This is a genomic window from Streptomyces sp. NPDC005925 (assembly GCF_040638805.1).
In the GTDB taxonomy this organism is placed as follows: Bacteria; Actinomycetota; Actinomycetes; order Streptomycetales; family Streptomycetaceae; genus Streptomyces.
On sequence record NZ_JBEXVL010000020.1, the window covers coordinates 45,851 to 70,829 of the forward strand.

At 71.0% G+C, this 24,979-nt stretch carries 23 protein-coding genes and 1 riboswitch; of the genes, 12 read left to right on the forward strand and 11 right to left on the reverse strand.

The window, feature by feature from the left end; translation table 11 throughout:
• Positions 1 to 26 precede the first annotated feature (26 nt).
• Positions 27 to 1,301, reverse strand: coding sequence for an extracellular solute-binding protein (locus tag ABZ354_RS21210; RefSeq protein ID WP_358658916.1), 1,275 nt, complete (start codon positions 1,299 to 1,301; stop codon positions 27 to 29).
• A gap of 399 nt (positions 1,302 to 1,700) precedes the next feature.
• Here ABZ354_RS21210 and ABZ354_RS21215 point away from each other — a divergent pair, with 399 nt between their 5' ends.
• The 6 genes from ABZ354_RS21215 (at position 1,701) to ABZ354_RS21240 (ending at position 8,917) form a co-directional block, all read left to right on the forward strand.
• Positions 1,701 to 2,465 (forward strand): GntR family transcriptional regulator, encoded by a 765-nt coding sequence (locus tag ABZ354_RS21215; protein ID WP_358658918.1) that lies wholly within the window; start codon positions 1,701 to 1,703, stop codon positions 2,463 to 2,465.
• Positions 2,466 to 2,600: 135 nt separating this feature from the next.
• A complete protein-coding gene (locus ABZ354_RS21220) occupies positions 2,601 to 2,867 on the forward strand; it encodes a DUF3311 domain-containing protein (RefSeq protein ID WP_358658920.1) in 267 nt (88 codons plus the stop codon).
• A complete protein-coding gene (mctP, locus tag ABZ354_RS21225) occupies positions 2,864 to 4,492 on the forward strand; it encodes a monocarboxylate uptake permease MctP (RefSeq protein WP_358658922.1) in 1,629 nt (542 codons plus the stop codon). Before ABZ354_RS21220 ends, mctP begins: the two co-directional genes overlap by 4 nt.
• Before the next feature lie 109 nt (positions 4,493 to 4,601).
• On the forward strand, positions 4,602 to 5,201 hold the full coding sequence (locus ABZ354_RS21230; protein ID WP_358658924.1) for a GNAT family N-acetyltransferase: 600 nt from the start codon (positions 4,602 to 4,604) through the stop codon (positions 5,199 to 5,201).
• 66 nt (positions 5,202 to 5,267) lie between these two features.
• A riboswitch (cobalamin riboswitch) is annotated at positions 5,268 to 5,345 on the forward strand.
• A gap of 123 nt (positions 5,346 to 5,468) precedes the next feature.
• Positions 5,469 to 7,904 carry a ribonucleoside-diphosphate reductase subunit alpha gene (locus ABZ354_RS21235; protein ID WP_358658926.1) on the forward strand — a complete coding sequence of 812 codons (2,436 nt, stop codon included), beginning with the start codon at positions 5,469 to 5,471 and terminating at the stop codon, positions 7,902 to 7,904.
• Entirely contained in the window at positions 7,904 to 8,917 is a 1,014-nt protein-coding gene (locus ABZ354_RS21240) for a ribonucleotide-diphosphate reductase subunit beta (RefSeq protein WP_358658928.1), read from the forward strand. Before ABZ354_RS21235 ends, ABZ354_RS21240 begins: the two co-directional genes overlap by 1 nt.
• Positions 8,918 to 9,135: 218 nt before the next feature.
• Here the strand turns inward: ABZ354_RS21240 and ABZ354_RS21245 are convergent, their stop codons facing one another.
• The 10 genes from ABZ354_RS21245 to ABZ354_RS21290 all read right to left on the reverse strand — a co-directional run bounded on the left by ABZ354_RS21245 (position 9,136) and on the right by ABZ354_RS21290 (position 19,436).
• Positions 9,136 to 10,506 carry a cytochrome P450 gene (locus ABZ354_RS21245; RefSeq protein WP_358658930.1) on the reverse strand — a complete coding sequence of 457 codons (1,371 nt, stop codon included), beginning with the start codon at positions 10,504 to 10,506 and terminating at the stop codon, positions 9,136 to 9,138.
• Positions 10,503 to 11,588, reverse strand: a complete 1,086-nt coding sequence (gene cyc1 / locus ABZ354_RS21250) for an epi-isozizaene synthase (protein WP_358658932.1) — start codon at positions 11,586 to 11,588, stop codon at positions 10,503 to 10,505. Before cyc1 ends, ABZ354_RS21245 begins: the two co-directional genes overlap by 4 nt.
• 294 nt (positions 11,589 to 11,882) lie before the next feature.
• Positions 11,883 to 12,533, reverse strand: coding sequence for a peptide deformylase (gene def / locus ABZ354_RS21255; RefSeq protein WP_358658934.1), 651 nt, complete (start codon positions 12,531 to 12,533; stop codon positions 11,883 to 11,885).
• A gap of 151 nt (positions 12,534 to 12,684) precedes the next feature.
• Positions 12,685 to 13,665 (reverse strand): hypothetical protein, encoded by a 981-nt coding sequence (locus ABZ354_RS21260; protein ID WP_358658936.1) that lies wholly within the window; start codon positions 13,663 to 13,665, stop codon positions 12,685 to 12,687.
• Between the two features lie 150 nt (positions 13,666 to 13,815).
• On the reverse strand, positions 13,816 to 15,045 hold the full coding sequence (locus ABZ354_RS21265; protein ID WP_358659010.1) for a metal-dependent phosphohydrolase: 1,230 nt from the start codon (positions 15,043 to 15,045) through the stop codon (positions 13,816 to 13,818).
• A gap of 17 nt (positions 15,046 to 15,062) precedes the next feature.
• Positions 15,063 to 16,376, reverse strand: a complete 1,314-nt coding sequence (locus tag ABZ354_RS21270) for an HD-GYP domain-containing protein (RefSeq protein ID WP_358658938.1) — start codon at positions 16,374 to 16,376, stop codon at positions 15,063 to 15,065.
• Between the two features lie 173 nt (positions 16,377 to 16,549).
• The gene (gene rsrA, locus ABZ354_RS21275) at positions 16,550 to 16,852 is read right to left on the reverse strand and encodes a mycothiol system anti-sigma-R factor (protein WP_358658940.1); all 303 of its coding nucleotides are present in this window, start codon (positions 16,850 to 16,852) and stop codon (positions 16,550 to 16,552) included.
• Positions 16,849 to 17,529: an RNA polymerase sigma factor SigR gene (sigR, locus tag ABZ354_RS21280; RefSeq protein WP_358659012.1), complete on the reverse strand. Its 681-nt coding sequence runs from the start codon at positions 17,527 to 17,529 to the stop codon at positions 16,849 to 16,851. Before sigR ends, rsrA begins: the two co-directional genes overlap by 4 nt.
• A 274-nt stretch (positions 17,530 to 17,803) precedes the next feature.
• Positions 17,804 to 18,451, reverse strand: coding sequence for an alpha/beta family hydrolase (locus tag ABZ354_RS21285; RefSeq protein WP_358659014.1), 648 nt, complete (start codon positions 18,449 to 18,451; stop codon positions 17,804 to 17,806).
• A 169-nt stretch (positions 18,452 to 18,620) separates the two neighbouring features.
• Entirely contained in the window at positions 18,621 to 19,436 is an 816-nt protein-coding gene (locus ABZ354_RS21290) for an SOS response-associated peptidase (RefSeq protein WP_358658942.1), read from the reverse strand.
• Between the two features lie 50 nt (positions 19,437 to 19,486).
• Between ABZ354_RS21290 and ABZ354_RS21295 the strand changes: the two genes are divergently transcribed.
• The 6 genes from ABZ354_RS21295 (at position 19,487) to ABZ354_RS21320 (ending at position 24,961) form a co-directional block, all read left to right on the forward strand.
• Positions 19,487 to 20,209 (forward strand): M50 family metallopeptidase, encoded by a 723-nt coding sequence (locus tag ABZ354_RS21295; RefSeq protein WP_358658944.1) that lies wholly within the window; start codon positions 19,487 to 19,489, stop codon positions 20,207 to 20,209.
• Between the two features lie 473 nt (positions 20,210 to 20,682).
• Positions 20,683 to 21,999: a 3-phosphoshikimate 1-carboxyvinyltransferase gene (gene aroA / locus ABZ354_RS21300; protein WP_358658946.1), complete on the forward strand. Its 1,317-nt coding sequence runs from the start codon at positions 20,683 to 20,685 to the stop codon at positions 21,997 to 21,999.
• Positions 22,000 to 22,010: 11 nt separating this feature from the next.
• Entirely contained in the window at positions 22,011 to 23,021 is a 1,011-nt protein-coding gene (rsgA, locus tag ABZ354_RS21305; protein WP_358658948.1) for a ribosome small subunit-dependent GTPase A, read from the forward strand.
• A 147-nt stretch (positions 23,022 to 23,168) separates the two neighbouring features.
• Positions 23,169 to 23,492, forward strand: coding sequence for a multidrug efflux SMR transporter (locus tag ABZ354_RS21310; protein WP_358658950.1), 324 nt, complete (start codon positions 23,169 to 23,171; stop codon positions 23,490 to 23,492).
• 106 nt (positions 23,493 to 23,598) lie between these two features.
• Positions 23,599 to 24,399 (forward strand): histidinol-phosphatase, encoded by an 801-nt coding sequence (gene hisN / locus ABZ354_RS21315; RefSeq protein WP_358658952.1) that lies wholly within the window; start codon positions 23,599 to 23,601, stop codon positions 24,397 to 24,399.
• 169 nt (positions 24,400 to 24,568) lie between these two features.
• Positions 24,569 to 24,961 carry a CBS domain-containing protein gene (locus tag ABZ354_RS21320; RefSeq protein ID WP_358658954.1) on the forward strand — a complete coding sequence of 131 codons (393 nt, stop codon included), beginning with the start codon at positions 24,569 to 24,571 and terminating at the stop codon, positions 24,959 to 24,961.
• Positions 24,962 to 24,979 lie beyond the last annotated feature (18 nt).

The following is a 24,979-nucleotide window of genomic DNA, read 5'->3' on the forward strand; positions in this document are numbered from 1 at the left end:
GCGGCCCCGCCCCGGCCCGAGCGGCCCTACTGCTGCTGCGCCAGTCGCTTGTTGAACTCGTCCTCGACCTGCTTCGCGGCGGCGGCCGGGGACTTTCCGTTCAGCACGGCGGTCATGTACGCCTTGACCGGGTTCGGGGCGTTCTCGACGGCGGCCCATTCCGGGATCAGCGGCGTGGTGCCACCGCCCGCGGCGGCCGGCGCGGCGGCCTCGGCGGCGGCGTTGCCCTTGAGGTTGTCCTGCAGGGACTGCTTGTTGGGGATGACGCCGTTGAGCTTGGCGAGCTGCCCCTCGTACTTGTCGGAGAGGGCGATCTTCAGGAATTCCCGGGCGAGTTCCTGCTTCTTGCTGCCCGTGGCGACGGCGAGGTTGGAGCCGCCGAGGAAGACGCCCTCGGGCTTGCCGGCCGTGGCGCCGGGGATGGTGAAGTAGCCGATCTCCTTCTCGATCTCCGGGTTGGCCTTGATGGCGATGCCGGCTTCCCAGCCCATGCCGATGAACGCGCCGACCTTGCCCTTGCCGAAGACCTCCCCCTGCTGCGGGGTGGCCTCGTCCTTGTCCTTGGGAGCCTCGGAGAGGGCCTGGAACTTCTTGTACGTCTCCATGGCGGCGGCGACCTTCGGGTCGTCGAGGTTGGAGACGTACGTGTCGCCGTCCTTCTTGACCAGTTCGGCGCCCTCGGCGATGGCCAGGCCGACGAAGTGGTACCAGTTCTGGCCGGGCAGGTAGATCGGCTCGGCGTCGGTCTTCTCACCGATGGTCTTCAGGGCGTCGTAGAACTCGTCCCGGGTCTTCGGGGTGCCCTTGAGGCCGGCGTCGGCCCAGACCTTCTTGTTGTAGAGGACGACACGGTTGGCGAAGTACCAGGGCGCCGCGTACTGCTTGCCCTCGAAGACGGACGACTCGTTGAGGGACTCGGTCCACTCGCCGCCGATCTCGGACTTGAGGTCGGCGAGGTCGGCGAGGCCGCCGGTCTTGGCGTAGGCCGGGGTCTGGGTGTTGCCGATCTCGAAGACGTCCGGCGGGTTCTCCTCCGACAGGGCTGTGGTCAGCTTCTGCTGGATGCCGTTCCACTGCTGGACCTCGAACCTGACCTTGGCCTCGGTCTTCTTCTCGAACTCGGCGGCCAGGTCCTTCTGCCACTGGTCCGGCGACGAGCCGTCCATCACCCATACGGTGAGGGTCTCGCCCTTGTAGCCGTCCGCTCCGGTCTTGCCGTCGTCGCCGTCGTCGCCCCCGCACGCCGCGATGGAGACCATCATGCCCGCGACCGCGATCGCGGCTGTCAGCTTGCGCTTCACGCCACCCTCCTCAGGGATGCCACAAACCCCCCTGCTCCCCGCGGTGACTGACGACCGCCCATGGGGCCGGGACCTGGACCAATGGTGTAGACCAGTAGGGGGAGCTTGGCCCAGACCAATAGGCCTGTCAAGGGTGTTCATGCGGGTAGCGGCGGTCCGTGATGCGACCGAGATATGCAAGGATCTTTCATTCCGCAAGCGACACATCGGACGTACCACTGATGGAGCGGGCCGCCGCGCCACGGTGACATGGTGGACTAGACCAGCGAGGGTCGCAGGGGTATACAGAAGAGATCACGGAGCCTGCGGGAAACCGACCGCGCGCCACCGTGCCACGATGTGAGCCGTGACCGATGCGGATGTCGGTCGCTTCGGCACTCGAAGCCGGGAAGGCAGAGCATGAGCACCGACGTCAGCCGTGCGGAGAACGAGGGTGGGGCGACCGTCCGTACCGCGCGCGTGCCCAAGTACTACCGTCTGAAGAAGCATTTGCTCGACATGACGGAGACGCAGACGCCGGGCACCCCCGTCCCGCCCGAGCGCACGCTGGCCGCGGAGTTCGACACCTCGCGCACGACCGTCCGGCAGGCCCTGCAGGAACTGGTCGTCGAGGGGCGGCTCGAGCGCATCCAGGGCAAGGGCACCTTCGTCGCCAAGCCCAAGGTGTCGCAGGCGCTGCAACTGACCTCCTACACCGAGGACATGCGCGCCCAGGGGCTCGAACCCACCTCGCAGCTCCTCGACATCGGTTACATCACGGCCGACGACCGGCTCGCCGAGCTGCTCGACATCACGGCCGGCGGGCGCGTGCTGCGCATCGAGCGGCTGCGCATGGCCAACAGCGAGCCGATGGCCATCGAGACCACGCACCTGAGCGCGAAGCGCTTCCCCGCGCTGCGCCGCAGCCTCGTGAAGTACACGTCCCTCTACACCGCGCTCGCCGAGGTGTACGACGTCCATCTCGCCCAGGCCGAGGAAACCATTGAGACATCGTTGGCCACGCCGCGCGAGGCGGGCCTGCTCGGCACGGACGTGGGCCTGCCGATGCTGATGCTTTCTCGCCATTCTCTGGACCGGAACGACCAGCCGGTGGAGTGGGTGCGGTCGGTCTACCGGGGCGACCGGTACAAGTTTGTCGCCCGGCTCAAGCGACCCCAGGACTGAGCCACGACGGTCCCTCCCCCCGGGCCACTGCAACGCCGACCCATCTGTATACGGCCGGGGGGTTCCTTTCGACGGTCCCCTGACCTAGATTTCCTGCGCATTACCCCAGGTGACCCGTAGGAACGGAGCCGTCAGATGTCGCAGTCCCCAGATGTGCCCAGAGAACCGGTGGTGACGCCGATGCGCGTCGTCATCGGTCTCTGCCTGTTCGTGCCCTTTGTGGCCATGCTGTGGGTCGGTTCGTACGCGAAGACCGACCCGCAGTTCATCGGCATCCCGTTCTTCTACTGGTACCAGATGCTGTGGGTGCTGCTCTCCACGCTGCTGACCATGACCGCGTACCAGCTGTGGCAGCGTGACCAGCGCGCCCGCTCCGGCAAGAACGGCGGTACCGCGGAATGAACGACGGCGTGAACGGCGTGGCACTCGCCGTCTTCATCTTCTTCTTCCTGGCCGTCACGGTCATGGGCTTCCTGGCCGCGCGCTGGCGCAAGGCCGAGAACGAGCACAGCCTGGACGAGTGGGGCCTGGGCGGCCGGTCGTTCGGCACCTGGGTGACCTGGTTCCTGCTCGGCGGCGACCTGTACACGGCGTACACCTTCGTGGCCGTCCCGGCGGCGATCTACGCGGCGGGCGCGGCCGGCTTCTTCGCCGTGCCGTACACGATCCTGGTGTACCCGCTGATCTTCACGTTCCTGCCGCGCCTGTGGTCGGTGTCGCACAAGCACGGCTATGTGACGACCTCGGACTTCGTGCGCGGGCGGTTCGGCTCCAAGGGGCTGTCGCTCGCGGTGGCGGTCACCGGCATCCTCGCGACGATGCCGTACATCGCGCTCCAGCTCGTCGGCATCCAGGCCGTGCTGGACGTGATGGGCGTCGGCGGCGGCGAGAACACCAACTGGTTCGTCAAGGACCTGCCGCTGCTGATCGCCTTCGGTGTGCTCGCGGCGTACACGTACTCCTCGGGCCTGCGGGCCCCGGCGCTCATCGCCTTCGTCAAGGACACCCTGATCTACATCGTCATCACGGTGGCGATCATCTACATCCCGATCAAGCTGGGCGGCTTCGACGACATCTTCGCCAAGGCCAGTGACGCCTACGCGCAGACCAACCCGGCGACGGGCGCGCCGCGCGGCGCCCTGGTGCCCGCGGAGGCGGGCCAGTGGACGTACGCGACGCTGGCGCTGGGCTCCGCGCTCGCGCTGTTCATGTACCCGCACTCGATCACCGCGACGCTCTCCTCCAGGAGCCGTGAGGTCATCCGCCGCAACACCACGATCCTGCCGCTGTACTCGCTGATGCTGGGCCTGCTGGCGCTGCTCGGCTTCATGGCGATCGCGGCAGGCGTCAAGGTGCAGAACGGCCAGCTGGCGATCCCGCAGCTGTTCGAGGACATGTTCCCGGACTGGTTCACGGGCGTGGCGTTCGCGGCCATCGGCATCGGCGCCCTCGTCCCGGCGGCGATCATGTCGATCGCGGCGGCGAACCTCTTCACCCGCAACATCTACAAGGACTTCATCAAGCCGGACGCGACGCCGAAGCAGGAGACCCAGGTCTCGAAGATCGTCTCGCTGCTGGTGAAGGTGGGCGCGCTGATCTTCGTGCTGACCATGGACAAGACGGTCGCGATCAACTTCCAGCTGCTGGGCGGCATCTGGATCCTGCAGACCTTCCCGGCGCTGGTCGGCGGCCTGTTCACGCGCTGGTTCCACCGCTGGGCGCTGATCGCCGGCTGGGCGGTCGGCATGCTCTACGGCACGGTCGCGGCGTACGGCGTGGCCTCGCCCTCGCAGAAGCACTTCGGCGGCTCCTCGAAGGAGATACCCGGCATCGGCGAGATCGGCTACATCGGCCTCACGGCGTTCGTGCTGAACGTCGTCGTCGCGGTGGTCCTCACCTTCGTGCTCCGGGCCGCGAAGGCCCCCGACGGCATCGACGAGACCCGGCCGGAGGACTACACGGCGGACGCGGGCGACCCGGGCGTCAAGGTGGAACTGCCGCCGGCGACGGCGGGCACCGGTCACTGACGAGTTCCGTCTGCCGAGGGGCACGCTCGCTGACGGGCTCCGCATCGGGCACGGGCCGCCGGAGGAATCCGGCGGCCCGTTGTCGTACCCGTCGGGCACACTCGCCCGCATGGACATCGTGATCAGGCGGGCGGAGCCGGGCGAGTACGAGATCCTCGGTGAGATCACCGCGCAGGCCTATCTGCGCGACGGTCTGCTGGATTTCGGCGAGGACGACGCCTACCTCGGCGTGCTCCGAGACGTCGCGGGGCGCGCGGCCCACGCGGACGTGCTGGTCGCCGCGGCGGACAGTGCGGTACGGGGCCGGCCCGCCCGGGACGGGGCCGCGCCCGGCCGGGGCGAGCGGGACGGGGCCGTGCCGGAGGGTGCGGCGGGGGCGGCGGCCGTGCTGGGCGGCGTCACCTTCGTCCCCGCGGGCGGGCCCATGGCCGACATCGCCTCTCCCGGCGAGGCCGAGATCCGTATGCTCGCGGTCTCCCGGGCCGCCCGGGGCCGCGGCGTCGGCGAGGCACTCGTCCGCGCCTGCGTCCACCGCGCCCGGGCGGTCCCCGGCTGCGTCCGCGTCGTGCTCTCCACGCAGCCCACGATGCGCACCGCCCACCGCCTCTACGAGCGCCTCGGCTTCACCCGTACCCCCGGGCGCGACTGGAACCCGCTCCCCCAGCAGCTGCCCGACATGGTCCTCCTCACGTACGAACTGCCACTCTGACACAACATCTGGGGGTGCTTTCGCAGCCCGGCACAAGATGTATGCTCAAGCTCGCTGTCGCCGCAGGGGAATCCGGTGCGAATCCGGAACTGTCCCGCAACGGTGTACTCGCGTGTTTCCGCACGCCTGATCAGTCCGAGGACCTGTCGACAGCGCGCCCAGGCCGACCCGGCCGGGGCGTCAAGACGTCCGGGCCTCGTGGAATGGGCCGGTGGACGCGACGCCGCGTGCGGCTCGTGAGCCGCCCCCTGCCCTCCGCGAGGCCCCGTGCCGAGCGAGGGAGAGCCCCACGTGACCATCGCGCCAGCGGACCCGGCTTCAGCGACACCGGCCGGGCCGGCCTCCGCCGCACCGTCCGGGCCGGCTCCGGCCCCGCCCCAGCCGTACGACGACGCTCCCGGCGCCGCGCTGCTGCGGACCCTGACCGCGCTGACCGCCGACCTGCCCGACGCCGACCTCGGCCGCGTCGCCGCCGCGGCACTGCGCGGCCGGTCGGCGCACGCGGACCGGCCGGAGGCGGAGGCAGAGCTGCGCGAGCTGGCCACGGAGGCCGCCGCCGGCCTGATCTCGGAGGACCCCGCCTACTCGAAGCTGGCCGCCCGGCTGCTCACCCTCGGCATCCGCGCCGAGGCCGCCTCGCAGGGCGTCACCGTCTTCACCGAGTCCGTCGCCACCGGCCACCGCGAGGGCCTGATCGCCGACCGCACCGCCGCGTTCGTACGGCTGCACGCGGCCCGCCTGGACGCGCTGATCGACCCGGCCGGCGACGACCGCTTCGGCTACTTCGGCCTGCGTACCCTGCACAGCCGCTACCTGCTGCGGCACCCCACCACCCGCAAGGTCGTGGAGACGCCCCAGCACTTCCTGCTGCGCGTCGCCGCCGGACTCGCCGAGGACGACACGACCCGCGCGCTGGACGAGGTCGGCGCGCTCTACCGGCTGATGAGCCGCCTCGACTACCTGCCCTCCTCCCCCACCCTCTTCAACTCCGGTACCCGGCACCCCCAGATGTCGTCCTGCTACCTCCTCGACTCCCCCAAGGACGAGCTCGACTCCATCTACGACCGCTACCACCAGGTCGCCCGGCTCTCCAAGCACGCGGGCGGCATCGGCATCGCCTACTCCCGGGTACGCGCCCGCGGTTCGCTGATCCGCGGCACGAACGGCCACTCCAACGGCATCGTCCCGTTCCTGAAGACCCTGGACGCCTCGGTCGCCGCCGTGAACCAGGGCGGCCGGCGCAAGGGAGCCGCCGCCGTCTACCTGGAGACCTGGCACGCGGACATCGAAGAGTTCCTGGAGCTGCGCGACAACACCGGCGAGGACGCCCGCCGCACGCACAACCTGAACCTCGCGCACTGGGTGCCGGACGAGTTCATGCGCCGGGTCAACGCCGACGAGCCGTGGTCGCTGTTCTCGCCCGCGGACGTGCCCGAGCTGGTCGACCTGTGGGGCGAGGACTTCGACGCGGCGTACCGGGCCGCGGAGGGCAAGGGCCTCGCGCGCAGGACGCTGCCCGCCCGCGACCTGTACGGCCGCATGATGCGCACCCTCGCGCAGACCGGCAACGGCTGGATGACCTTCAAGGACGCCGCCAACCGCACCGCCAACCAGACCGCGCGGCCCGGCCGGGTCGTGCACTCCTCCAACCTGTGCACGGAGATCCTGGAGGTCACCGACGACGGGGAGACGGCGGTCTGCAACCTGGGCTCGGTCAACCTCGGCGCGTTCGTCGACCCGGCGGCCGGCGGCATCGACTGGGAGCGGCTGGACGCCACCGTCCGCACCGCCGTCACCTTCCTCGACCGCGTCGTGGACATCAACTTCTACCCGACCGGGCAGGCGGCCCGCTCCAACTCCCGCTGGCGGCCGGTCGGCCTCGGCGCGATGGGCCTCCAGGACGTCTTCTTCAAGCTGCGGCTGCCCTTCGACTCCCCCGAGGCCACGCGGCTGTCCACCCGCATCGCCGAGCGCGTCATGCTGGCCGCGTACGAGGCGTCCGCGGACCTCGCCGAGCGCGGCGGCACCCTCCCCGCCTGGGACGAGACCCGTACGGCAGGGGGCGTACTGCACCCCGACCACTACGACGTGGACCTGACCTGGCCGGAGCGCTGGGCGGCCCTGCGCGAGCGCGTCGCGCGCACCGGGCTGCGCAACTCCCTGCTGCTCGCCATCGCGCCGACGGCGACGATCGCCTCCATCGCCGGCGTGTACGAGTGCATCGAGCCGCAGGTGTCCAACCTGTTCAAGCGCGAGACGCTGTCCGGTGAGTTCTTGCAGGTCAATTCGTACCTCGTGGACGAGCTGAAGCGGCTCGGCGTGTGGGACGCCCGGTCCCGCGAGGCGCTGCGCGAGGCGAACGGCTCGGTGCAGGACTTCGGCTGGATCCCCGAGGACGTGCGACGGCTCTACCGCACGGCGTGGGAGATCCCGCAGCGCGGCCTGATCGACATGGCCGCCGCCCGCACCCCGTTCCTCGACCAGTCGCAGTCGCTGAACCTGTTCCTGGAGACGCCCACCATCGGCAAGCTCTCCTCGATGTACGCGTACGCGTGGAAGCAGGGCCTGAAGACGACGTACTACCTGCGTTCCCGCCCGGCGACCCGGATCGCCCGGGCGGCACGGGCCGCCGCTCCCCCGCAGGAGGCGGAGGCCGTCGCCTGCTCCCTGGAAAACCCCGACTCCTGCGAGGCCTGCCAGTGATGACGAACCGCAACCAAAACCTCCTGGACCCGGGCTTCGAGCTCACCCTGCGCCCCATGCGCTACCCGGACTTCTACGAGCGCTACCGGGACGCCGTCAAGAACACCTGGACCGTGGAGGAGGTCGACCTCCACTCCGACGTCGCCGACCTCGCGAAGCTCACGCCGGGCGAGCAGCACCTGATCGGCCGGCTGGTCGCGTTCTTCGCGACGGGCGACTCGATCGTGGCGAACAACCTGGTGCTGACCCTCTACAAGCACATCAACTCGCCCGAGGCGCGGCTCTACCTGTCGCGGCAGCTGTTCGAGGAGGCCGTCCACGTCCAGTTCTATCTGACGCTGCTGGACACCTACCTGCCCGATCCGGAGGACCGCACGGCCGCCTTCGCCGCCGTGGAGAACATCCCGTCGATCCGCGAGAAGGCCGAGTTCTGCTTCAGGTGGATGGACTCGGTCGACAAGCTCGACCGGCTGGAGACCCGGGCGGACCGGCGCCGCTTCCTGCTGAACCTGATCTGCTTCGCCGCGTGCATCGAGGGACTGTTCTTCTACGGGGCTTTCGCGTACGTCTACTGGTTCCGGGGCCGGGGCCTGCTGCACGGCCTCGCCACCGGCACCAACTGGGTGTTCCGCGACGAGACCATGCACATGAGCTTCGCGTTCGACGTGGTCGACACCGTGCGCGAGGAGGAGCCGGAGCTGTTCGACGACGAGCTGCGCCAGGAGGTGACCGACATGCTGCGGGAGGCCGTCGAGGCCGAGCTGCAGTTCGCGCGGGACCTGTGCGGCGACGGCCTGCCGGGCATGAACACCGACTCGATGCGGCAGTACCTGGAGTGCGTCGCCGACCAGCGCCTGACGCGCCTGGGCTTCGCCCCGGTGTACGGCTCCGAGAACCCGTTCTCCTTCATGGAGCTTCAGGGGGTGCAGGAGCTGACCAACTTCTTCGAGCGGCGTCCGTCGGCGTACCAGGTGGCGGTGGAGGGGACCGTCGACCTGGACGAGGACTTCTGAGGCCGGAGACCCCGGAGGGAGGGGCGAACAGACGGCCGCACAGGTGAGGGCCGTCCCGTCGGGGCCGCCGGAACGGCGGCCGAGCCGGCGCTGGTGGCGCGGTTCCACGAGCGCCGTTCCGGCGAGGAGGGCGGAGACAGCCGGGACGGTCAGGGACGGGCCGCCCGGCCACGCGCCGGCCGGCCGGGCCGCCCGCCCTCCGCCCCTCCCTCCTCACCTCACCTGGGCACGGCCTTCAGCAGCAGCCGGTTGGGGCGCAGCGTGATGCCGACGCGGACGCTGCCGTCGGAGTCCGGCACGTGCTCGAAGCGGTACGCCGTCGCCAGCGCCGCCGTGATCAGACCGAGCATCGCCATCGAGAAATGGTCACTCGGGCACTTTCGATTACCCACGCTGAATGGCCGCATGGCATATTTCGGCAGTGCTTTGGCCCTCTCCGGAAGCCATCTGTCCGGGTCGAACTCCAGGTTGCGCTCGTACGACTTCGGATCGCGCTGGATCGCATACGGACTGTAGATGATGTCCGCACCGGCCGGAATGCGATAGCCACCGAGTTCCGTGTCAGTGATCGCCCGGCGCGTCAGAATCCAGACGGCCGGACGCAGCCGCATCGCTTCCACGAGCACATTGTTGGTGTACGTGAGACTGCGGACGTCGGCGAATCCCACCGGTCGGCCGCCGGTCACGGATTCCACCTCCTCGCGCACCCTGTCGCCTTGTTCCGGGTGTTCCGCGAGCACCTGGAGCAGGCTCATGATGGTGGAAGCGATGGTTTCGCTTCCGGGTGTGAGGATCGCGACGACCTGGTCGTGGATCTCCTGTTCCCCGATGGGCTCGCCATTGTCGTCCTTCGCTTCCAGCAAAGCCGTCAGCAAATCGTTCGGCTTTTGACCGGAGGCCCTCCGCTCGGCGACGATCTCGTCCACGAGGAGATGCAGATCGGCGAGCGCCCGGTTGAATGCGCGGTTGGCCGGGAGCGGCAGCCGGTAGAGCGGACCCAGCGGGATGACCATCCGCCGGTACATGCCGCGGAACACGGTGGCGAGCGCCCGGCACAGCCGCTCGGCCCGCTCGTCCATGAACTGGCCGCGCAGCAGGCAGCGGGCCGCGACGCGCACGGCGATCCGGAACGCCTCGGAGGTGCAGTCGACGACCTCGCCGGAGCTCCAGCGCGCCACGAGCGCGTGCGCCTCCTCCTCCATGATCGGCCCGTACGCCGGGATGGCGTCGAGCCGGAACGCGGGCTGGATGGTGCGCCGCTGGCGCCGGTGGAGCGGGCCGTTGGCGGTGGCCACGCCTTCCTTGCCGAGCAGGCCTTCCAGGGACTCCCACAGCGGGCCGGAGATGATGTAGTCGGGGCTGAGCCCGAGGGCACCGGTGAGGGCCGGCGTGGTCACCGCGTACACGGTTTTCGGGCCGAGCTTCAGCCGGACGAGGTCGCCCTCGTCGCGCAGCCGGGACATGAAGGCCAGCGGGTCGCGGGCCATTTTCCAGCCGTGGCCCAGCAGCGGGAACCGGCCACCGGCAACGGGGGGCTCGCGCAGCTCGGTTCCGGTCCCGGTTTCGGGGGTGACCGAGTCGACGGTCATTTCTCACCTACCGCTTCGTTGTTGACGTACGGGGGCGTGGACCGGTCTTCCCAGCTGTCGACCATGTAACGGCCCGACTCGTGGTGGAACCAGTACACGGTGCTGAACCAGTTCCGCATATTGCCGACGCAGGCCCGTACGGCGGCGCCGAGCTGCTTTCCGCGCACGGAGTCCGCGGCGAGTTCGTCGGCGAGGTGCAAGGCTTCCCGTTCCGCGACGATGAACTGGGATATGCATTCCTCGATGCGTCGCCTCAGATCCACGATTGCTTTTTCGAGAGTCAGGCCCTCGTGGGTGATGAGACTGATACCGAGATTGTGGACCTCGTCGCCCGCCAATTCCTTCGGGAGTGAGCACAGGTCGTTGTACCAGGCGGCGAATTCCTGACTCAGGAGTGCCGCCTGCCGGAATGCGGGATTTTTCCGTACCCGGTCCGGGAGTTCCCGTCCCGCACTCAGCTCCAGCAGGTCGGTCCATATCCAGTGCGCGAAGGTGAGCCGACGCAGCCGCAGGTACTCCTCGACGGACGGAATGATTCCGTGCGTGCGGTTGTGGAACTCCCGGTCGTACGCGTCGATCACCGCGTGGAAGTGCCGGGCGAACCGGGCGTTCCAGGTTCCCGGTAAGAACCCGTAGAGCCGCAGAACGCTGTCGGCGAACCCGGCCACCAGCGGATCCTCGTGGTGCAGGTGGTCCTGGGGTGCGTCGAGTGCCGTGTGCAGCAGGCGGGCGAGCCGGCGCCAGGACGCCGTACGGCCGTGCACGATGTCGCGGTCGTGACGGTCGTCCCAGACGAAGAACCAGGCGCTGTAGTCCGCTATCGCCTGGAGGACGTCGTCGGGGGCGTCGACGTAGTAGCCCGCCATGAGGTCCGTGTAGCACAGGCCATCGGCATATTCCTCGACCTTGTGCGCCGGCATGAGGCCTTTTTCGAGGAGCCAGGTGCGGGTCTTCTCCTGGAGCCGGGGCCAATACGTGTGCAGTTGCCGGGGAAATTCTGTCTCGATCACCGGGAGCCGAAGTGACGGTGGAACTGCGATCGCGGTCGCTGTCGTTGTGGTGCCGTGTGAGAAAGCATGCACGAACAAACCCCTTTCAGCCGCCTGTTGGCGCCCGCCCGTTACGTCCCGGGCGGGCGCCGGTGCGTGCCCCCGCCTTCCTATTCAGCACCACAACTGACCGGTCTGGGAATGGATTTGCTCCCCGCACTACCCCCCTGTGCCGAGAATCCCCTCTTGCATGACTGATTTTTGATCACCGAAGGGAAGTGCAACGGTCCGAACAGGTGCCGGGCACACGAACGGCGCCCGGCCGGGCGGAGATCTGGCCGGGCGCCGCGGAGGGCGGATCCAGAGGTACGGCCGGGGCGGCGGCCCTCAGTCGTTGGCGACCACGGGGTAGCGCGGCTCGTTCTCGGCCATCTGCCGCAGCGCGTCCTTGCGCTCGCGCTTGGAGAGCCGGTCGATGTACAGGTAGCCGTACAGGTGGTCGGTCTCGTGCTGGAGGCAGCGCGCGAAGTAGCCGGTGCCGCGCACCCTGATGGGGTTGCCCTTCTCGTCCTGCCCGGTCACCTCGGCGTAGTCCGGCCGGGCGAGGGAGGCGTACGCGGTCGGCACGGACAGGCAGCCCTCGTTGCTGTCGTCCAGACGGCGCCGCTCGGTGGGCAGTTCCACGAGCTCGGGGTTGCAGACCACGCCGACGTGCCGCACACCGTCGTCGTCCGGGCAGTCGTAGACGAACACCTTGAGGTCGACGCCGATCTGGTTGGCGGCCAGGCCCACGCCCTCGGCGGTGCGCTGGCTGGCGAACATGTCCGCGACCAGCTGCTGGAGTTCGCCGCCGAAGTCGGTGACGTCCTTGCACTCCCTGTGGAGCACCGGGTTCCCGACGACGGTGATCGGCCGCGAGGTGCCGCGCTCCCGCCAGTTGGACTCACGCGCCTCGCAGTCCTCCGAATCCACGACGAAGCCCTCGTCGTCGACGGGGAGCACGCCCACGTGCTGCTGATCGGTGTCCTGCTGCGCCATGACCGACGTATGCCTTCCTCGGAAAACGGGGGGGGTTCACTGCGGGTACAGGGTACGGGGAACGCGTCGCGAAGGGGCACGGAACCGTGTCCGGTATGCGGCTCGGCCACGTGGGCACGAGCACATGCGACGACTCCGCACGCGACCGCCGTCAACAGACTTCTTCGAGATCCCGCCAGTCCCGGGAATCCGGACTGTCGGCGACCCACCCGTCGAGCAGCCCCTGGACCAGCGAGGCCGGGGCGGCGATCCCGCACTCGCGCTCCGGCACCCACAGCTGCCCGTCCGTGCGATGCCCGAGCGGCCCGGGGTGCCCCGGCTCGCTGTGGTCGTGCGGGTCGAGGTGCTCGCCGTCGCCCTCGTCGGACGGCATCCGCGACTCGGAGCACATGCGGCACAGCAGCCGCACGGAGGACGACCAGTCCTCGGCGGCGAACCCGGCGTCGGCGGCGAGCTGTTCCAGCGCGTCCCGGTCGGCCTCCGTGGCGGCCTCCAGCAGCACCACCCAGGTGGGCACGGGGGACGGCGCCCACAGCTCGATCTCGTCGAACACCGGATACGTGTGTCCGGCGCCGGTGGTCCGCTCGCCGTGCGGCACGCCGTCGTGCAGGACGACCTCGCCCCAGCGGCGCCCCGAGGACGGCAGCGGAATGGACAGCACCTCGACCCGGGCGGGGTCCAGCCGCCGCCCCCACACCACCTCGGCCTCCCCCTCGGGGGACAGCCGTACGGCCGCGCTGCCGAGGTCCATACCGAGGGGTTCGACGGAGCCGGTGGCGGCGCCGGGCACCTTCAGGCCGTAGGCCTGCCAGGCGCGGCGGGCCAGCGGCCAGTCCTGCAGGGCGGTCGCGGCGATGCCGACGTTCCACCAGTCGGGTGCCCCGGTGTCCCGGTCGAGCAGCGCGACGGCCCTCAGGCCCGCCGCCCTGGCCTGCTCCCAGTCGTGCCGGAACTTGTGCAGCAGGGCGAGGTTGAACCAGGACTCCGACAGCCAGGGTTCCAGGCCGGCGGCCCGCGTCAGCAACGCGCCCGCGTCCTCGTAGCGGCCGTCGCCGATGAGAGTGAACGCGCGGTCCGTGGCCTGCCGCCAGGAGGCGGAGGGCCGGTGCCGTCCCTTGCCGAAGATCCTCACGATTCCCGCCTGCCAGTTCCGTGGAGTGGGCTGGCTGTGCCTTTCGCGCCCCCGTACACCCTTCCCGCGCATCAAACCACGTACGGCTTCGGGGGCGCTCATTACCCATGGGTTACCCAGCCTCGCACCGGGTCAGACCCCTTCGGCGCCTCAGCCGGCCCGCTCGCGCGCCGTGCCCGCCTCGCGGGACAGCACCCGTGCCAGACAGGCCACCACCTCCGGCGCGTACTCGCCGACGGTGGCCAGCCGCAGGTCCTCCAGCGCGGCGAGCCCGCCGCCGGGTCCGGCGGCCCGCGCCTTCTCCTCGTAGGCGTTCACCACCCGGACGATCCTCGCGGCCAGCGGCTGTTCCCGGCACGGGTCGGCCTGCCGCTCCACGACGACGGCGACCGCCGGATCCACCCCGGTCTGCCGTACGACGGCCCCGCCGAGCAGCGCGATACGCCGCTGGTCCGCGGCGGAGAGCCCGGCCGTGGCCCCGGCCGGCACCGGGTCCACCAGGCTGAGCTGGCCGATGTCGTGCATCAGCGCCGCGTACTCCAGCACGGTCAGCCCGGGTTCGGTCATCCCGAGTTCCCGGCCGACGGCCAGACCGAGCGCGGCGACGCGCCGGGCGTGCCCGGCCGGGGTGCAGCCGGCGATCTCGGTGGCACGGGCCAGGGAGGTGATGGTCTGCCGGTAGGTGGCACGGACGGCGGCGTACCGCCGGTAGGACAACTGGGTGAGCAGCAGCGGCACCGAGAACACCGGCAGCGCCCACAGCCCGACGACGGACACCGCGAGCGCCATCACGGCCCCCGTGGCGCACACCGCGGACCCGGTGCCGAGCAGGCCCCGCAGTTCGTCGCGCAGCAGCGGGGCGAAGGGCCACCGGGTGCGGGAGTGGGCCAGCGCGGCGGCGAGGACCGCGTCGCACAGGGACGTGAGGGTGAGCAGCGCGACGAGCAGCAGGGCGTACGCGGGGCCGGTCCAGTCGTCGAAGGTGCCCTCGTTGTAGAGGGGCTGGAAGCAGGCGGCGGCGAAGCCGACGGCGAGCACCCGGCGGGCGAACTGGTCGGTCGTGGGGCCCCGACCGCGCGCCGTGTGCGGCACGCTGCCGATGACGGAGGCGACGAGGACGACGGTGAGGACCTGTGCGAGGCCGTGCCTGGTGTGCTCTCCGGCGCTTTCCCCGAGCAGGGCGTAGGCCAGGGCGGCGGCGGTACCGAGCGGGGCCGGCTCCCGGACCCTGGCCCCCGTCCAGCGGGTCAGCTCGCCGACGGCGACGAGCACGCCGAAGGCGACGGCGACCGGCCGCTCCGTCAGGCCCCCCGCGAGGGTGACGGCGAGGCTTCCGGCAGCGGCCAGCCCGGCACCGGTGTGCACCAGGGCGAGGAGCAGGGGCCGCTGCCGGGGTGTCACCGGTGCGCTCCGCGCCGGCCGGGGGCACGGGGCCGGGGCGGCCGGTCGGGGCGAGGTCCGCTCTCGTCGGCCGTGACGGCGGGCCGCCACCCGGACCGGGAGACGATGCGTACGAGGGCGGTGACCATCGCCGGGTCGAAGTGGGTGCCGGCGCAGCGCTCGAGTTCGTTCAGGGCGGCCGGAACGGGCCGGGCCCGGCTGTAGGAGCGGGTGGAGGTCATGGCGTCGAAGGCGTCGGCCACCGCGACGACCCGCGCCGACTCGGGAATCTGCGTGCCGGCGAGCCCGTAGGGATAGCCCGTGCCGTCCATCCGCTCGTGGTGGTGCAGCACCGCGGCGCGTGCCTCGCCGAGGAAGCCGATGCCGCGGACGATCTCGTGTCCGTACTCCGGGTGCAGTTCGATGACGCGCCGCTCCTCGACGGTGAGCGGGCCGTCCTTGCGCAGCAGCCGGGTGGGGACGCCGAGCTTGCCGACGTCGTGCAGGATCCCGGCGAACCGCAGGACCTCGACGCGGTCGTCGTCCAGGCCGAGCTCGCGCGCGATCATCATGGAGGCCTGCCCGACGCGTTCGCCGTGGCCCCGGGTGTAGCCGTCCTTGATGCCGACGGCCTGCACGAGGGCGCGGATGGTGGCCTGGTGTGCGGCGCGTTCCCGGTGGTACTGCGCGAACGCCCACCAGGACACGCCCATCGGCAGTATCACCAGCAGCGCGGCGGCGGGGCCGTACTCGCTGCGCCACAGCACGGCCATCATCAGTCCGACGAGCCCGTGCACGGCGACCGGTGCCAGCGACCGCGGGAACAGGCCGCGCCAGGCCCGCCGCGACGGCACCCGCTCGGCCAGCGCGAGGATGCCCCCGTCCAGCACGGTCAGCACCAGGCAGAACACCAGCACGGCGGTACCGGCGGGCAGCAGGGCGTGGCGGAAGTCGGACGCCACGACGGCGTCGCGTCCGCCGAGCGACCAGTGCACGCGGGCGGCGGCCCACACGGTGACGGCGAGCTGCGCGGCCCGCCAGAGCCGCCGCAGCGCCACGGGCCGCTCGGCGACACCGGACACCAGCGCGCCCGGCACCGCGACGAGGGCGGCGGCGGGCGGCGGCAGCAGGAAGGCCCCGGCGAGCAGCACGGGATAAAAGGTTCCTGCAAAGCGGGTTCCGGCGATCTGCTCGCAGCCCGCGTACAGGGCGGCGAGCAGGGCGATCACCCACCACGGGGTACGCAGTTCGGGCAGGGGACGCAGGCAGAACAGGGCCGCGACGACGACACAGGCCACGTACGCGCGCACCCGTGCCGGTACCGCCTCCATGAACCCCTCCCCCGGCCATGCCTGTTAAGGCTCCGGATGGCGGAGCCTAGACGTCGGCAGGGGTGACCGCGGGTGATTACCTGCGGATTAGCACGTTCGGGTGAAGAATGGGACGACCTGGGCGAGATCGGACCTTTCCCACGCCCGGAGGGATGTGCGGCGAGCGGCGGGTCCTAGGACTCCTGCGGCGTCGCCGTCACGTCGTGCTCGGGGACGGCCTGGCCGGAACGGATCAGGTCGATCCGCCCCATGACCTTGGACCGCAGGTCGCCCGGCACGTCGTCATGTCCGCAGCAGCGCTTGACCAGCTTCTTGACGGCCTGCTCGAGACCGTACTTCTCCAGGCAGGGAGAGCACTCCTCGAAGTGGTGCTCGAACTTCTGGCAGTCCGAGTCCGGCATCTCCCGGTCGAGGAACTCGTAGAGATGATCGAGGATTTCGCTGCAATCCGTCTCGTGCGGCTCTCCGCAGCTCATGACCCCGAGCCTTTCGCTTCGTTCGACTCTCCGGCGCCGGCCGGGACCAGTCCGCGCTCGCGCGCGTAGTCCTCCAGCATGCCGCGCAGTTGGCGGCGTCCGCGGTGCAGCCGGGACATCACCGTACCGATGGGTGTCCCCATGATGTCCGCGATCTCCTTGTAGGCAAAGCCCTCGACATCCGCCAGATACACGGCGATGCGGAATTCCTCGGGAATCGCCTGGAGCGCCTGTTTCACGTCGGAGTCGGGCAGGTGGTCCAGCGCCTGCGACTCGGCGGAACGCAGGCCGGTCGACATGTGCGACTCGGCGCGGGCGAGCTGCCAGTCCTCGATCTCCTCGGCCGCGCTGCGCTGCGGTTCACGCTGCTTCTTGCGGTACGAGTTGATGAAGGTGTTGGTGAGGATCCGGTACAGCCACGCCTTGAGATTGGTGCCTTCGCGGAACTGGTGGAACGACGCGTACGCCTTGGCGTACGTCTCCTGCACCAGGTCCTCGGCGTCGGCCGGGTTGCGCGTCATGCGCAGCGCAGCCGAGTACATCTGGTCGAGGAATTCCAGCGCGTCCCGCTCGAAGCGCGCGCTGCGCTCCGCGGTCGACTCCGCACCGCCCCGGCCCTCGGGCTGCTCCGCCTGGCCGTTCTCGGTCCCTGCGTCGGTACCGGTGACCGGACCCACCTCCTCCAGCGTTGGCATGAGACCGAGTCCGGTCCCACTCGATTCGGAGGATAGACGACCTGTGCTCGGGGACGCCTGTCGGTTCGGTCCGCCCGGCGCCCGGAGCGGGGCCGTCGTCGCCGCGTGCAGCACGGTCCAGTCGAGCTCGGTGCGGCTGCTGCGGCGCGGGCAGAAGGTGGAACCCATGCGGACTTCCTCTCCTACGACTGCTGTGCCGTCGGCCGGCACCTACGCCCCCCACAACAGTGCCCGCGGCGTCCGCATTCCCAGGCTCTCAGCCCAGTGACCGGGTCCACCCCGCGACGCCGTCGACGATGATCGCGAGGGCCTCGTCCTGGGCGATGTCCGCCCGTCTGGGGACGGCGAAGCCGTGGTCGCCGTGGGGGACGACGACGTGGGGCGCGTATCCCGGGGGGAATTCCCCGGGGCGGCCGAAGGGGTCGTTCCCGCCCTGGACGATCAGCAGCGGCACCCCGGCTTGCCCGACGGCGTGCAGTTCCTCCGCACGGGTCTTCTCGGGTCTGCCCGGCGGGTGCAGGGGGAAGCTGAGCGCGAGGACACCGGCGGCGCCCAGATCGGCGGCCGTGCGGCAGGCCACACGGGCGCCGGCGCTGCGACCGCCGGAGATCACCGGCAGTCCGGGCGCGGCGAGTGCGGGCCAGACGCCGCGCCAGCCGCTGTCGAGGGTCTTGGGGGCGGGCGCCAGCTTCTTGCCCGCCACCCGCCAGGGCTGCTCCACGAGGGCGACGCTCACGCCTCGTGCGGGCAGCGCGGCGGCGAGCGCGGCGAGGTCGCGTGCCTCGATGCCACCGCCGGCGCCGTGGCTCACGGCCAGCACGAGGCGGGGCCCGGCCGCGGGGTGCCAGGTGATACGGGCGAGACCCGCGGCGGTCTCGACGGTCTCGGTGGTCACAGTGGTCACGGCGGTCTCGGTGGTCTCGGAGGTCACGGTGGTCACAGCGGTCTCGGCGGACGCGGCGGTCTCGGCGGACCCGGCGGTCTCGGCGGACCCGGCCGTCTCGGCGGACCCGGCCGTCTCGGCGGACCCGGCCGTCTCGGCGGGCGTGCTGCCGCGGGAGGAGGAGGTCACGTCAGAAGAGTGTCCCCTCTTCCGGTGCCTCCAGCTCCTTAAGCAGTTCCGCACCGTTGTTGCGGACGTTACTGACGGCCGTGGACACCGGGTAGGCGCGCATCAGGCCGGGCGGCGGGGGCGCCAGCAGTGCGCGCAGGTCGTCCGGGTCGGTGCGGGCAGGGTCCAGCCAGGCGTCCCAGCGGTCCGGGGTGAGCATCAGCGGCATGCGCGGGTGGATGTCGGCGAGCGAGCGCGGCCCCTGGCTGGGCGCGACCGCGAGCGGGGTGCTCTCGGCCTCGGTCGTGATCACCGAACAGGTCACCCACCAGGCCGACGGATGGTCGTCCGGGAGGGTCTTGTCGCGCCAGAACTCGTACAGCCCGGCCATCGCGAAGACCGAACCGTCCGCGGGGGACACGAAGTACGGCTGCTTGCGCGGGCGCTTCTTCCTCCCCTCCACCTCCAGCTCCCGCTCCTGCGAGCCGGTGACCCACTCGTAGTAACCGTCGGCGGGCAGGATGCAGCGCCGGGTCGCGAAGGCGCGGCGGAACGACGGCTTCTCGTGCAGGGTCTCCGAGCGCGCGTTGATCATGCGGGCGGCGCCCTCGGGCGTTTTCGACCAGGAGGGCACCAGGCCCCACTTCAGCTTCCGCAGCTGCCGCACCGGCCGCGGGTCGGGGGTGTCCTTCAGGGGCCGGTCGAGGATGACGTGAACCTCCTTCGTGGGAGCCACGTTGTAGTCGGGGGCGAGGGTCTCCTCGGGTTCCCATTTCTCGACCTCGAAGATCCCGGCGAGATCCTCCGGCCCACGACTGGCTGCATACCGTCCGCACATACGTGCCACACTGCCAGACTCCGCGCGACCACGAGGAGCCTGTTCCGCACATGCATCAGCTCGCATCCGCCTCGCTCGCGTCCCTCTGGGACGAGGTGTCCGGCACCCAGCCCGATCCCGACCTGTGGGTGGTGATCGCGACCCTGGTCGCGGCGCTCGCCGTGGTCGTGCCGCACCGGCCGTGGCGCATGGCGCGCAACGCCGTCACCATCGCCCACGAGGGCGGCCACGGGCTGGTCGCCCTGCTCACCGGCCGCACCCTCACCGGCATCCGGCTGCACTCGGACACCAGCGGCCTGACCGTCAGCCGCGGCAAGCCGCACGGCCTCGGCATGATCCTCACCGCCGCCTCCGGCTACACCGCTCCCCCGCTGCTGGGCCTCGGCGGCGCGGCGCTGCTCGCCTCGGGGCGCATCACGCTGCTGCTGTGGCTGGCGACGGCCCTGCTGGTGGCGGTGCTGGTGATGATCCGCAACGCGTACGGGGCGCTGACGGTGCTCCTCACCGGCGCTCTGTTCGTCCTGGTGTCCTGGCTGGCCGGGCCGCAGGTGCAGGCGGCGTTCGCGTACGCGGTGGTGTGGTTCCTGCTGCTGGGCGGGGTGCGTCCGGCGTTCGAACTGCAGGCGAAACGGTCACGGGGCGGGGCCGGCGACTCGGACGCGGACCAGTTGTCGCGGCTGACCAACGTCCCGGCGGCACTGTGGCTGTTCCTGTTCCACGCGGTGTCGCTGTGCTCACTGATAGGAGGGGGGCGCTGGCTGCTGGAGCTGTGACGGCCCGGCAGGCCTGCGTTTCCGCCCGGCCGGGAGGGGGGCTCCACTCAGCCCGCGCCACGTTCCGCGCGGCGGGGGCCGTGTTTCCGCCCGGCGGGCGCCCACGTTCCGCCCGGCCGGCGCCGCGTTCCGCCGCACCAGTGCCGCACCAGCGCCGCGCCGCCCCGCTCTGCCGGTGCCGTGCCGTGTCCCGCTCAGGCCGCGCCGCGTTCCGCTGCGCCGGTCCCCGTTGCTCGCCCCACCGGCGGCGCGTCCGGCCGCGCGGTACCGCGTCACTCGCTGCACTGATCGCCGCGCGTTCCGCTGCTCGGGCGCCGCCTTGCTCGCATCACCGGCGGTGCGTCCGGCCCGGCCGGCGCCGCGGCACTCGCCTCACCGAGTGCCGCGCTTCGACTCGGCCGTGCCACGTTTCGCTCGCCTTTCGCCGAATTTGATCAAGATCTCCGGCCAATCGCACGCACTAAAGTGTCCGCATGACCGCTAACCCCGCGCACACCGCCCTTTGGCCCGCCCCGCACGCGAGCGGAGCCGTCGACGCGACCGTCCACGTGCCCGGGTCCAAATCGGTCACCAACCGCGCCCTGGTGCTGGCCGCCCTCGCCTCCGAGCCGGGCTGGCTGCGCCGCCCGCTGCGCTCCCGCGACACCCTGTTGATGGCCGAAGCCCTGCGCACCATGGGCATCGGCATCGAGGAAGGCGTGGGCCCGGACGGCACCGGCGAGGCCTGGCGCGTGATCCCCGCCGGTCTGCGCGGCCCGGCCGCGGTCGACGTCGGCAACGCCGGCACCGTGATGCGTTTCCTGCCGCCGGTCGCCGCGCTCGCCGACGGTCCCGTCCGCTTCGACGGCGACCCCCGTTCGTACGAGCGTCCTCTGCACGGTGTCATCGACGCCCTGCGTGCGCTCGGCGCCCGGATCGACGACCAGGGGCGCGGCGCACTCCCGCTGACGGTGCACGGCGGCGGAGCCCTGGACGGCGGGCCGGTCGAGATCGACGCGTCGTCCTCGTCGCAGTTCGTCAGCGCCCTGCTGCTGTCGGGGCCGCGCTTCAACCAGGGCGTCGAGGTCCGTCACACCGGCGCGAGGCTGCCGTCCATGCCGCACATCCGCATGACGGTCGACATGCTGCGCGCGGTCGGCGCCCAGGTCGACACCCCCGAGTCGGGCGGTGAGGTGAACGTCTGGCGGGTCACGCCGGGCGCCCTGCTCGGCCGGGACCTGGTCGTCGAGCCCGATCTGTCGAACGCGCAGCCGTTCCTGGCGGCGGCGCTGGTGACCGGCGGCAAGATCGTCGTCCCGGACTGGCCGGCCCACACCACCCAGCCGGGCGACCGGCTGCGTGAGATCTTCACCGAGATGGGTGGTTCCTGCGAGTTGACCGACTACGGTCTGCTGTTCACCGGTTCGGGTGCCGTGCACGGCATCGACGTGGACCTGAGCGAGGTCGGCGAGCTCACGCCGGGCATCGCCGCGGTCGCCGCGCTCGCCGACTCCCCGTCCACGCTGCGCGGCGTGGCGCACCTGCGGCTGCACGAGACGGACCGGCTGGCGGCGCTCACCAAGGAGATCAACGAGCTCGGCGGCGACGTCACCGAGACCGCCGACGGCCTGCACATCCGCCCGCGCCGGCTGCACGGCGGGATCTTCCGCACGTACGACGACCACCGGATGGCCACGGCGGGTGCGATCATCGGCCTCGCGGTGGAGGGCGTGCGGATCGAGAACGTCGCGACGACCGCGAAGACACTGCCGGACTTCCCGGACATGTGGGCCGGGATGCTCGGGGCCTGAGGACGTTCGCCATGCGCCGCTACGGCAAGCACACCGACGAGGACGACATCCGCAGCCGCCCCAACCGCAAGGGCAACCGGCCGCGGACGAACATCCGGCCCAAGCACGAGGACGCCGCCGAGGGCATGGTCCTCACCGTCGACCGGGGCCGGCTGACCTGCCTCGTCGAGGACCGGGTCGTGATGGCGATGAAGGCCCGCGAGCTGGGCCGCAAGGCCGCCGTGGTCGGCGACCGGGTGGCCCTCGTCGGCGACATGACCGGCAAGAAGGACACCCTGGCCCGCATCGTGCGCATCGCCGGGCGCACGTCGGTGCTGCGGCGCACCGCGGACGACGACGACCCCTTCGAGCGGGTCGTGGTCGCCAACGCCGACCAGCTCGCCGTCGTCACCGCGCTCGCCGACCCCGAGCCGCGCCCCCGGCTCATCGACCGCTGCCTCGTCGCGGCCTTCGACGGCGGCCTCACCCCGCTGCTCGTCCTGACCAAGTCCGACCTCGCCCCGCCGGACCAGCTCCTGGAGCTGTACGGCGACCTGGACATCCCGTACGTCGTCACCAGCCGCGGGGAACTGGAGAACGGCGACGCCGCCGACCGCGTACGCGAACATCTCAGCGGCAAGGCCACGGCCTTCGTCGGACACTCCGGCGTGGGAAAGACGACCCTGGTCAACGCGCTGGTGCCGCAGGAGCGCCGCCGTCTGACCGGGCACGTCAACGCGGTGACCGGGCGCGGCCGGCACACCACCACCTCGGCGCTGGCCCTGCCGCTGGACGGCGCGGACGGCTGGGTGATCGACACCCCGGGCGTACGGTCCTTCGGCCTGGCCCACGTCGACCCGGGCCGCGTCATCCACGCCTTCCCCGACCTGGAACCGGGCACCGAGGGCTGCCCGCGCGCGTGCAGCCACGACGAACAGGACTGCGCGCTGGACCGGTGGGTCGCCGAGGGCCACGCGGACCCGGCACGGCTGTACTCGCTGCGCAGGCTGCTGGCGACCCGGGAGCGCACGGACGGCGACTGACGGGAGGGCGGCCGCGGGAGAAGGCGACCGGTGCTCGCGTTGGTCCTCCGAGCGCACGGAGGGCACGTGCATAATCGCAGCCAGCCGTAACCGTGTCGGCACACGGTCGGACCGAACCCCGATGACGCTGACGCGAGGAGACGACACATGGCGTGGCTGCTGGTCGTCGTGGCCGGAGTGCTTGAAACCGGCTTCGCCGTCTGCCTCAAGCTGTCCCACGGTTTCACCCGCCTGTGGCCGACGGTCGCCTTCTGTGTCTTCGCCCTCGGCAGCTTCGGCCTGCTGACGCTGGCCCTGAGGAAGCTCGACGTCGGACCGGCGTACGCGGTGTGGACGGGTATCGGGGCGACCGGCACGGCGATCTACGGCATGCTGTTCCTCGGAGACGTCGTCTCCACGCTGAAGCTCGTGTCGATCAGCCTGGTCATCGTCGGCATCGTGGGACTCCAGCTGTCCGGCTCCGCGCACTGAACCACCGGGGGCACCGGCGCACGCGGGGGCTCCGTACGCCCCCGCCGTGTCGCGGTCGCACGCCCCCCATAGCCCCGGAAGCCCCCCGCCGGATACGGTTCATGGCATGCCCGACTACCTTGATGACCTGCGTCTCGCCCACGTCCTCGCGGACGCCGCGGACGCCGCGACGATGGACCGGTTCAAGGCCCTCGACCTCAAGGTGGAGACCAAACCGGACATGACGCCGGTGAGCGAGGCGGACCGGACGGCGGAGGAACTCATCCGCGGCCAGCTCCAGCGCGCCCGTCCGAGGGACGCGGTCCTCGGCGAGGAGTACGGCGTCGAGGGCACCGGCCCGCGCCGCTGGGTGATCGACCCGATCGACGGCACCAAGAACTACGTACGCGGCGTACCCGTCTGGGCCACGCTGATCTCCCTCATGGAAGCGGGCGAGAGCGGCTTCCAGCCGGTCGTCGGCGTGGTCTCCGCGCCCGCCCTCGGCCGCCGCTGGTGGGGCGCGAAGGGCTACGGCGCCTTCTCCGGCCGCAGCCTGTCCGCCGCCTCGCGGCTCCAGGTGTCCAAGGTCTCGAAGCTCGCCGACGCGTCCTTCGCGTACTCCTCGCTGAGCGGCTGGGAGGAGGAGGGCCGCCTGGACGGCTTCCTGGACCTCACCCGCGAGGTGTGGCGCACGCGCGCGTACGGCGACTTCTGGCCGTACATGATGGTCGCCGAGGGCTCGGTGGACATGTGCGCGGAGCCCGAGCTGTCGCTGTGGGACATGGCGGCGAACGCGATCATCGTGACCGAGGCGGGCGGCACCTTCACCGGCCTCGACGGTCGCCCGGGTCCGCACAGCGGCAACGCGGCGGCATCGAACGGTCCGCTCCACGACGAGCTGCTGGGGTATCTCAACCAGCGTTACTAGCCTTATTGGTCACATTGTTGGCTTTACCGAACACTTCAAGCGCCCTCGAAGAGCCCCGCCCGCCCTCTTGTTGACCCCTGCTTTGCCTGCCACTCTGAGAGCCCCCCCACTTGTGAATGTGTGAATCCGCGGATCAGGCCCCCGGATTCATCAGGAGGTGGCTCCACCCATGCTCGTCCGTGACGCCATGAGCACCGTCGTCCTCACCATCGGCCCCGCCCACACGCTGCGCCAGGCCGCCACCCTGATGTCCGCCCGCCGGGTCGGCGCGGCCGTCGTCCTCGACCCCGACGCCGGCGGCATCGGCATCCTCACCGAACGGGACGTCCTCAACTCCCTGGGCCTCGGCCAGGACCCGGACTCCGAACGCGCGCACGCGCACACCACCACCGACGTCGTGTTCGCCGCCCCGACCTGGACACTGAAGGAGGCGGCCCGCGCCATGACCCACGGCGGCTTCCGCCACCTCGTGGTCCTGGACGGCGGCGAACCCGTCGGCGTCGTCTCGGTCCGCGACATCATCCGCTGCTGGGCACCGGCGCGGCAGCAGACGCCCGCCTGAGTCCCGACCTCCGCCCCT

Excerpts from the sequence above, each read along its gene's own strand:
- ABZ354_RS21230 (WP_358658924.1), top strand. The coding sequence starts at position 4,602 with ATGGACATCGTGATCAGGCGGGCGGAGCCGGGCGAGTACGAGATCCTC.
- ABZ354_RS21245 (WP_358658930.1), bottom strand. The coding sequence starts at position 10,506 with ATGACCGTCGACTCGGTCACCCCCGAAACCGGGACCGGAACCGAGCTG.
- rsrA (WP_358658940.1), bottom strand. The coding sequence starts at position 16,852 with ATGAGCTGCGGAGAGCCGCACGAGACGGATTGCAGCGAAATCCTCGAT.
- ABZ354_RS21220 (WP_358658920.1), top strand. The coding sequence starts at position 2,601 with ATGTCGCAGTCCCCAGATGTGCCCAGAGAACCGGTGGTGACGCCGATG.
- hisN (WP_358658952.1), top strand. The coding sequence starts at position 23,599 with ATGCCCGACTACCTTGATGACCTGCGTCTCGCCCACGTCCTCGCGGAC.
- ABZ354_RS21295 (WP_358658944.1), top strand. The coding sequence starts at position 19,487 with ATGCATCAGCTCGCATCCGCCTCGCTCGCGTCCCTCTGGGACGAGGTG.
- ABZ354_RS21240 (WP_358658928.1), top strand. The coding sequence starts at position 7,904 with ATGACGAACCGCAACCAAAACCTCCTGGACCCGGGCTTCGAGCTCACC.
- ABZ354_RS21310 (WP_358658950.1), top strand. The coding sequence starts at position 23,169 with ATGGCGTGGCTGCTGGTCGTCGTGGCCGGAGTGCTTGAAACCGGCTTC.
- ABZ354_RS21215 (WP_358658918.1), top strand. The coding sequence starts at position 1,701 with ATGAGCACCGACGTCAGCCGTGCGGAGAACGAGGGTGGGGCGACCGTC.
- mctP (WP_358658922.1), top strand. The coding sequence starts at position 2,864 with ATGAACGACGGCGTGAACGGCGTGGCACTCGCCGTCTTCATCTTCTTC.
- def (WP_358658934.1), bottom strand. The coding sequence starts at position 12,533 with ATGGCGCAGCAGGACACCGATCAGCAGCACGTGGGCGTGCTCCCCGTC.
- rsgA (WP_358658948.1), top strand. The coding sequence starts at position 22,011 with ATGCGCCGCTACGGCAAGCACACCGACGAGGACGACATCCGCAGCCGC.
- aroA (WP_358658946.1), top strand. The coding sequence starts at position 20,683 with ATGACCGCTAACCCCGCGCACACCGCCCTTTGGCCCGCCCCGCACGCG.
- ABZ354_RS21320 (WP_358658954.1), top strand. The coding sequence starts at position 24,569 with ATGCTCGTCCGTGACGCCATGAGCACCGTCGTCCTCACCATCGGCCCC.
- ABZ354_RS21290 (WP_358658942.1), bottom strand. The coding sequence starts at position 19,436 with ATGTGCGGACGGTATGCAGCCAGTCGTGGGCCGGAGGATCTCGCCGGG.
- ABZ354_RS21270 (WP_358658938.1), bottom strand. The coding sequence starts at position 16,376 with ATGGAGGCGGTACCGGCACGGGTGCGCGCGTACGTGGCCTGTGTCGTC.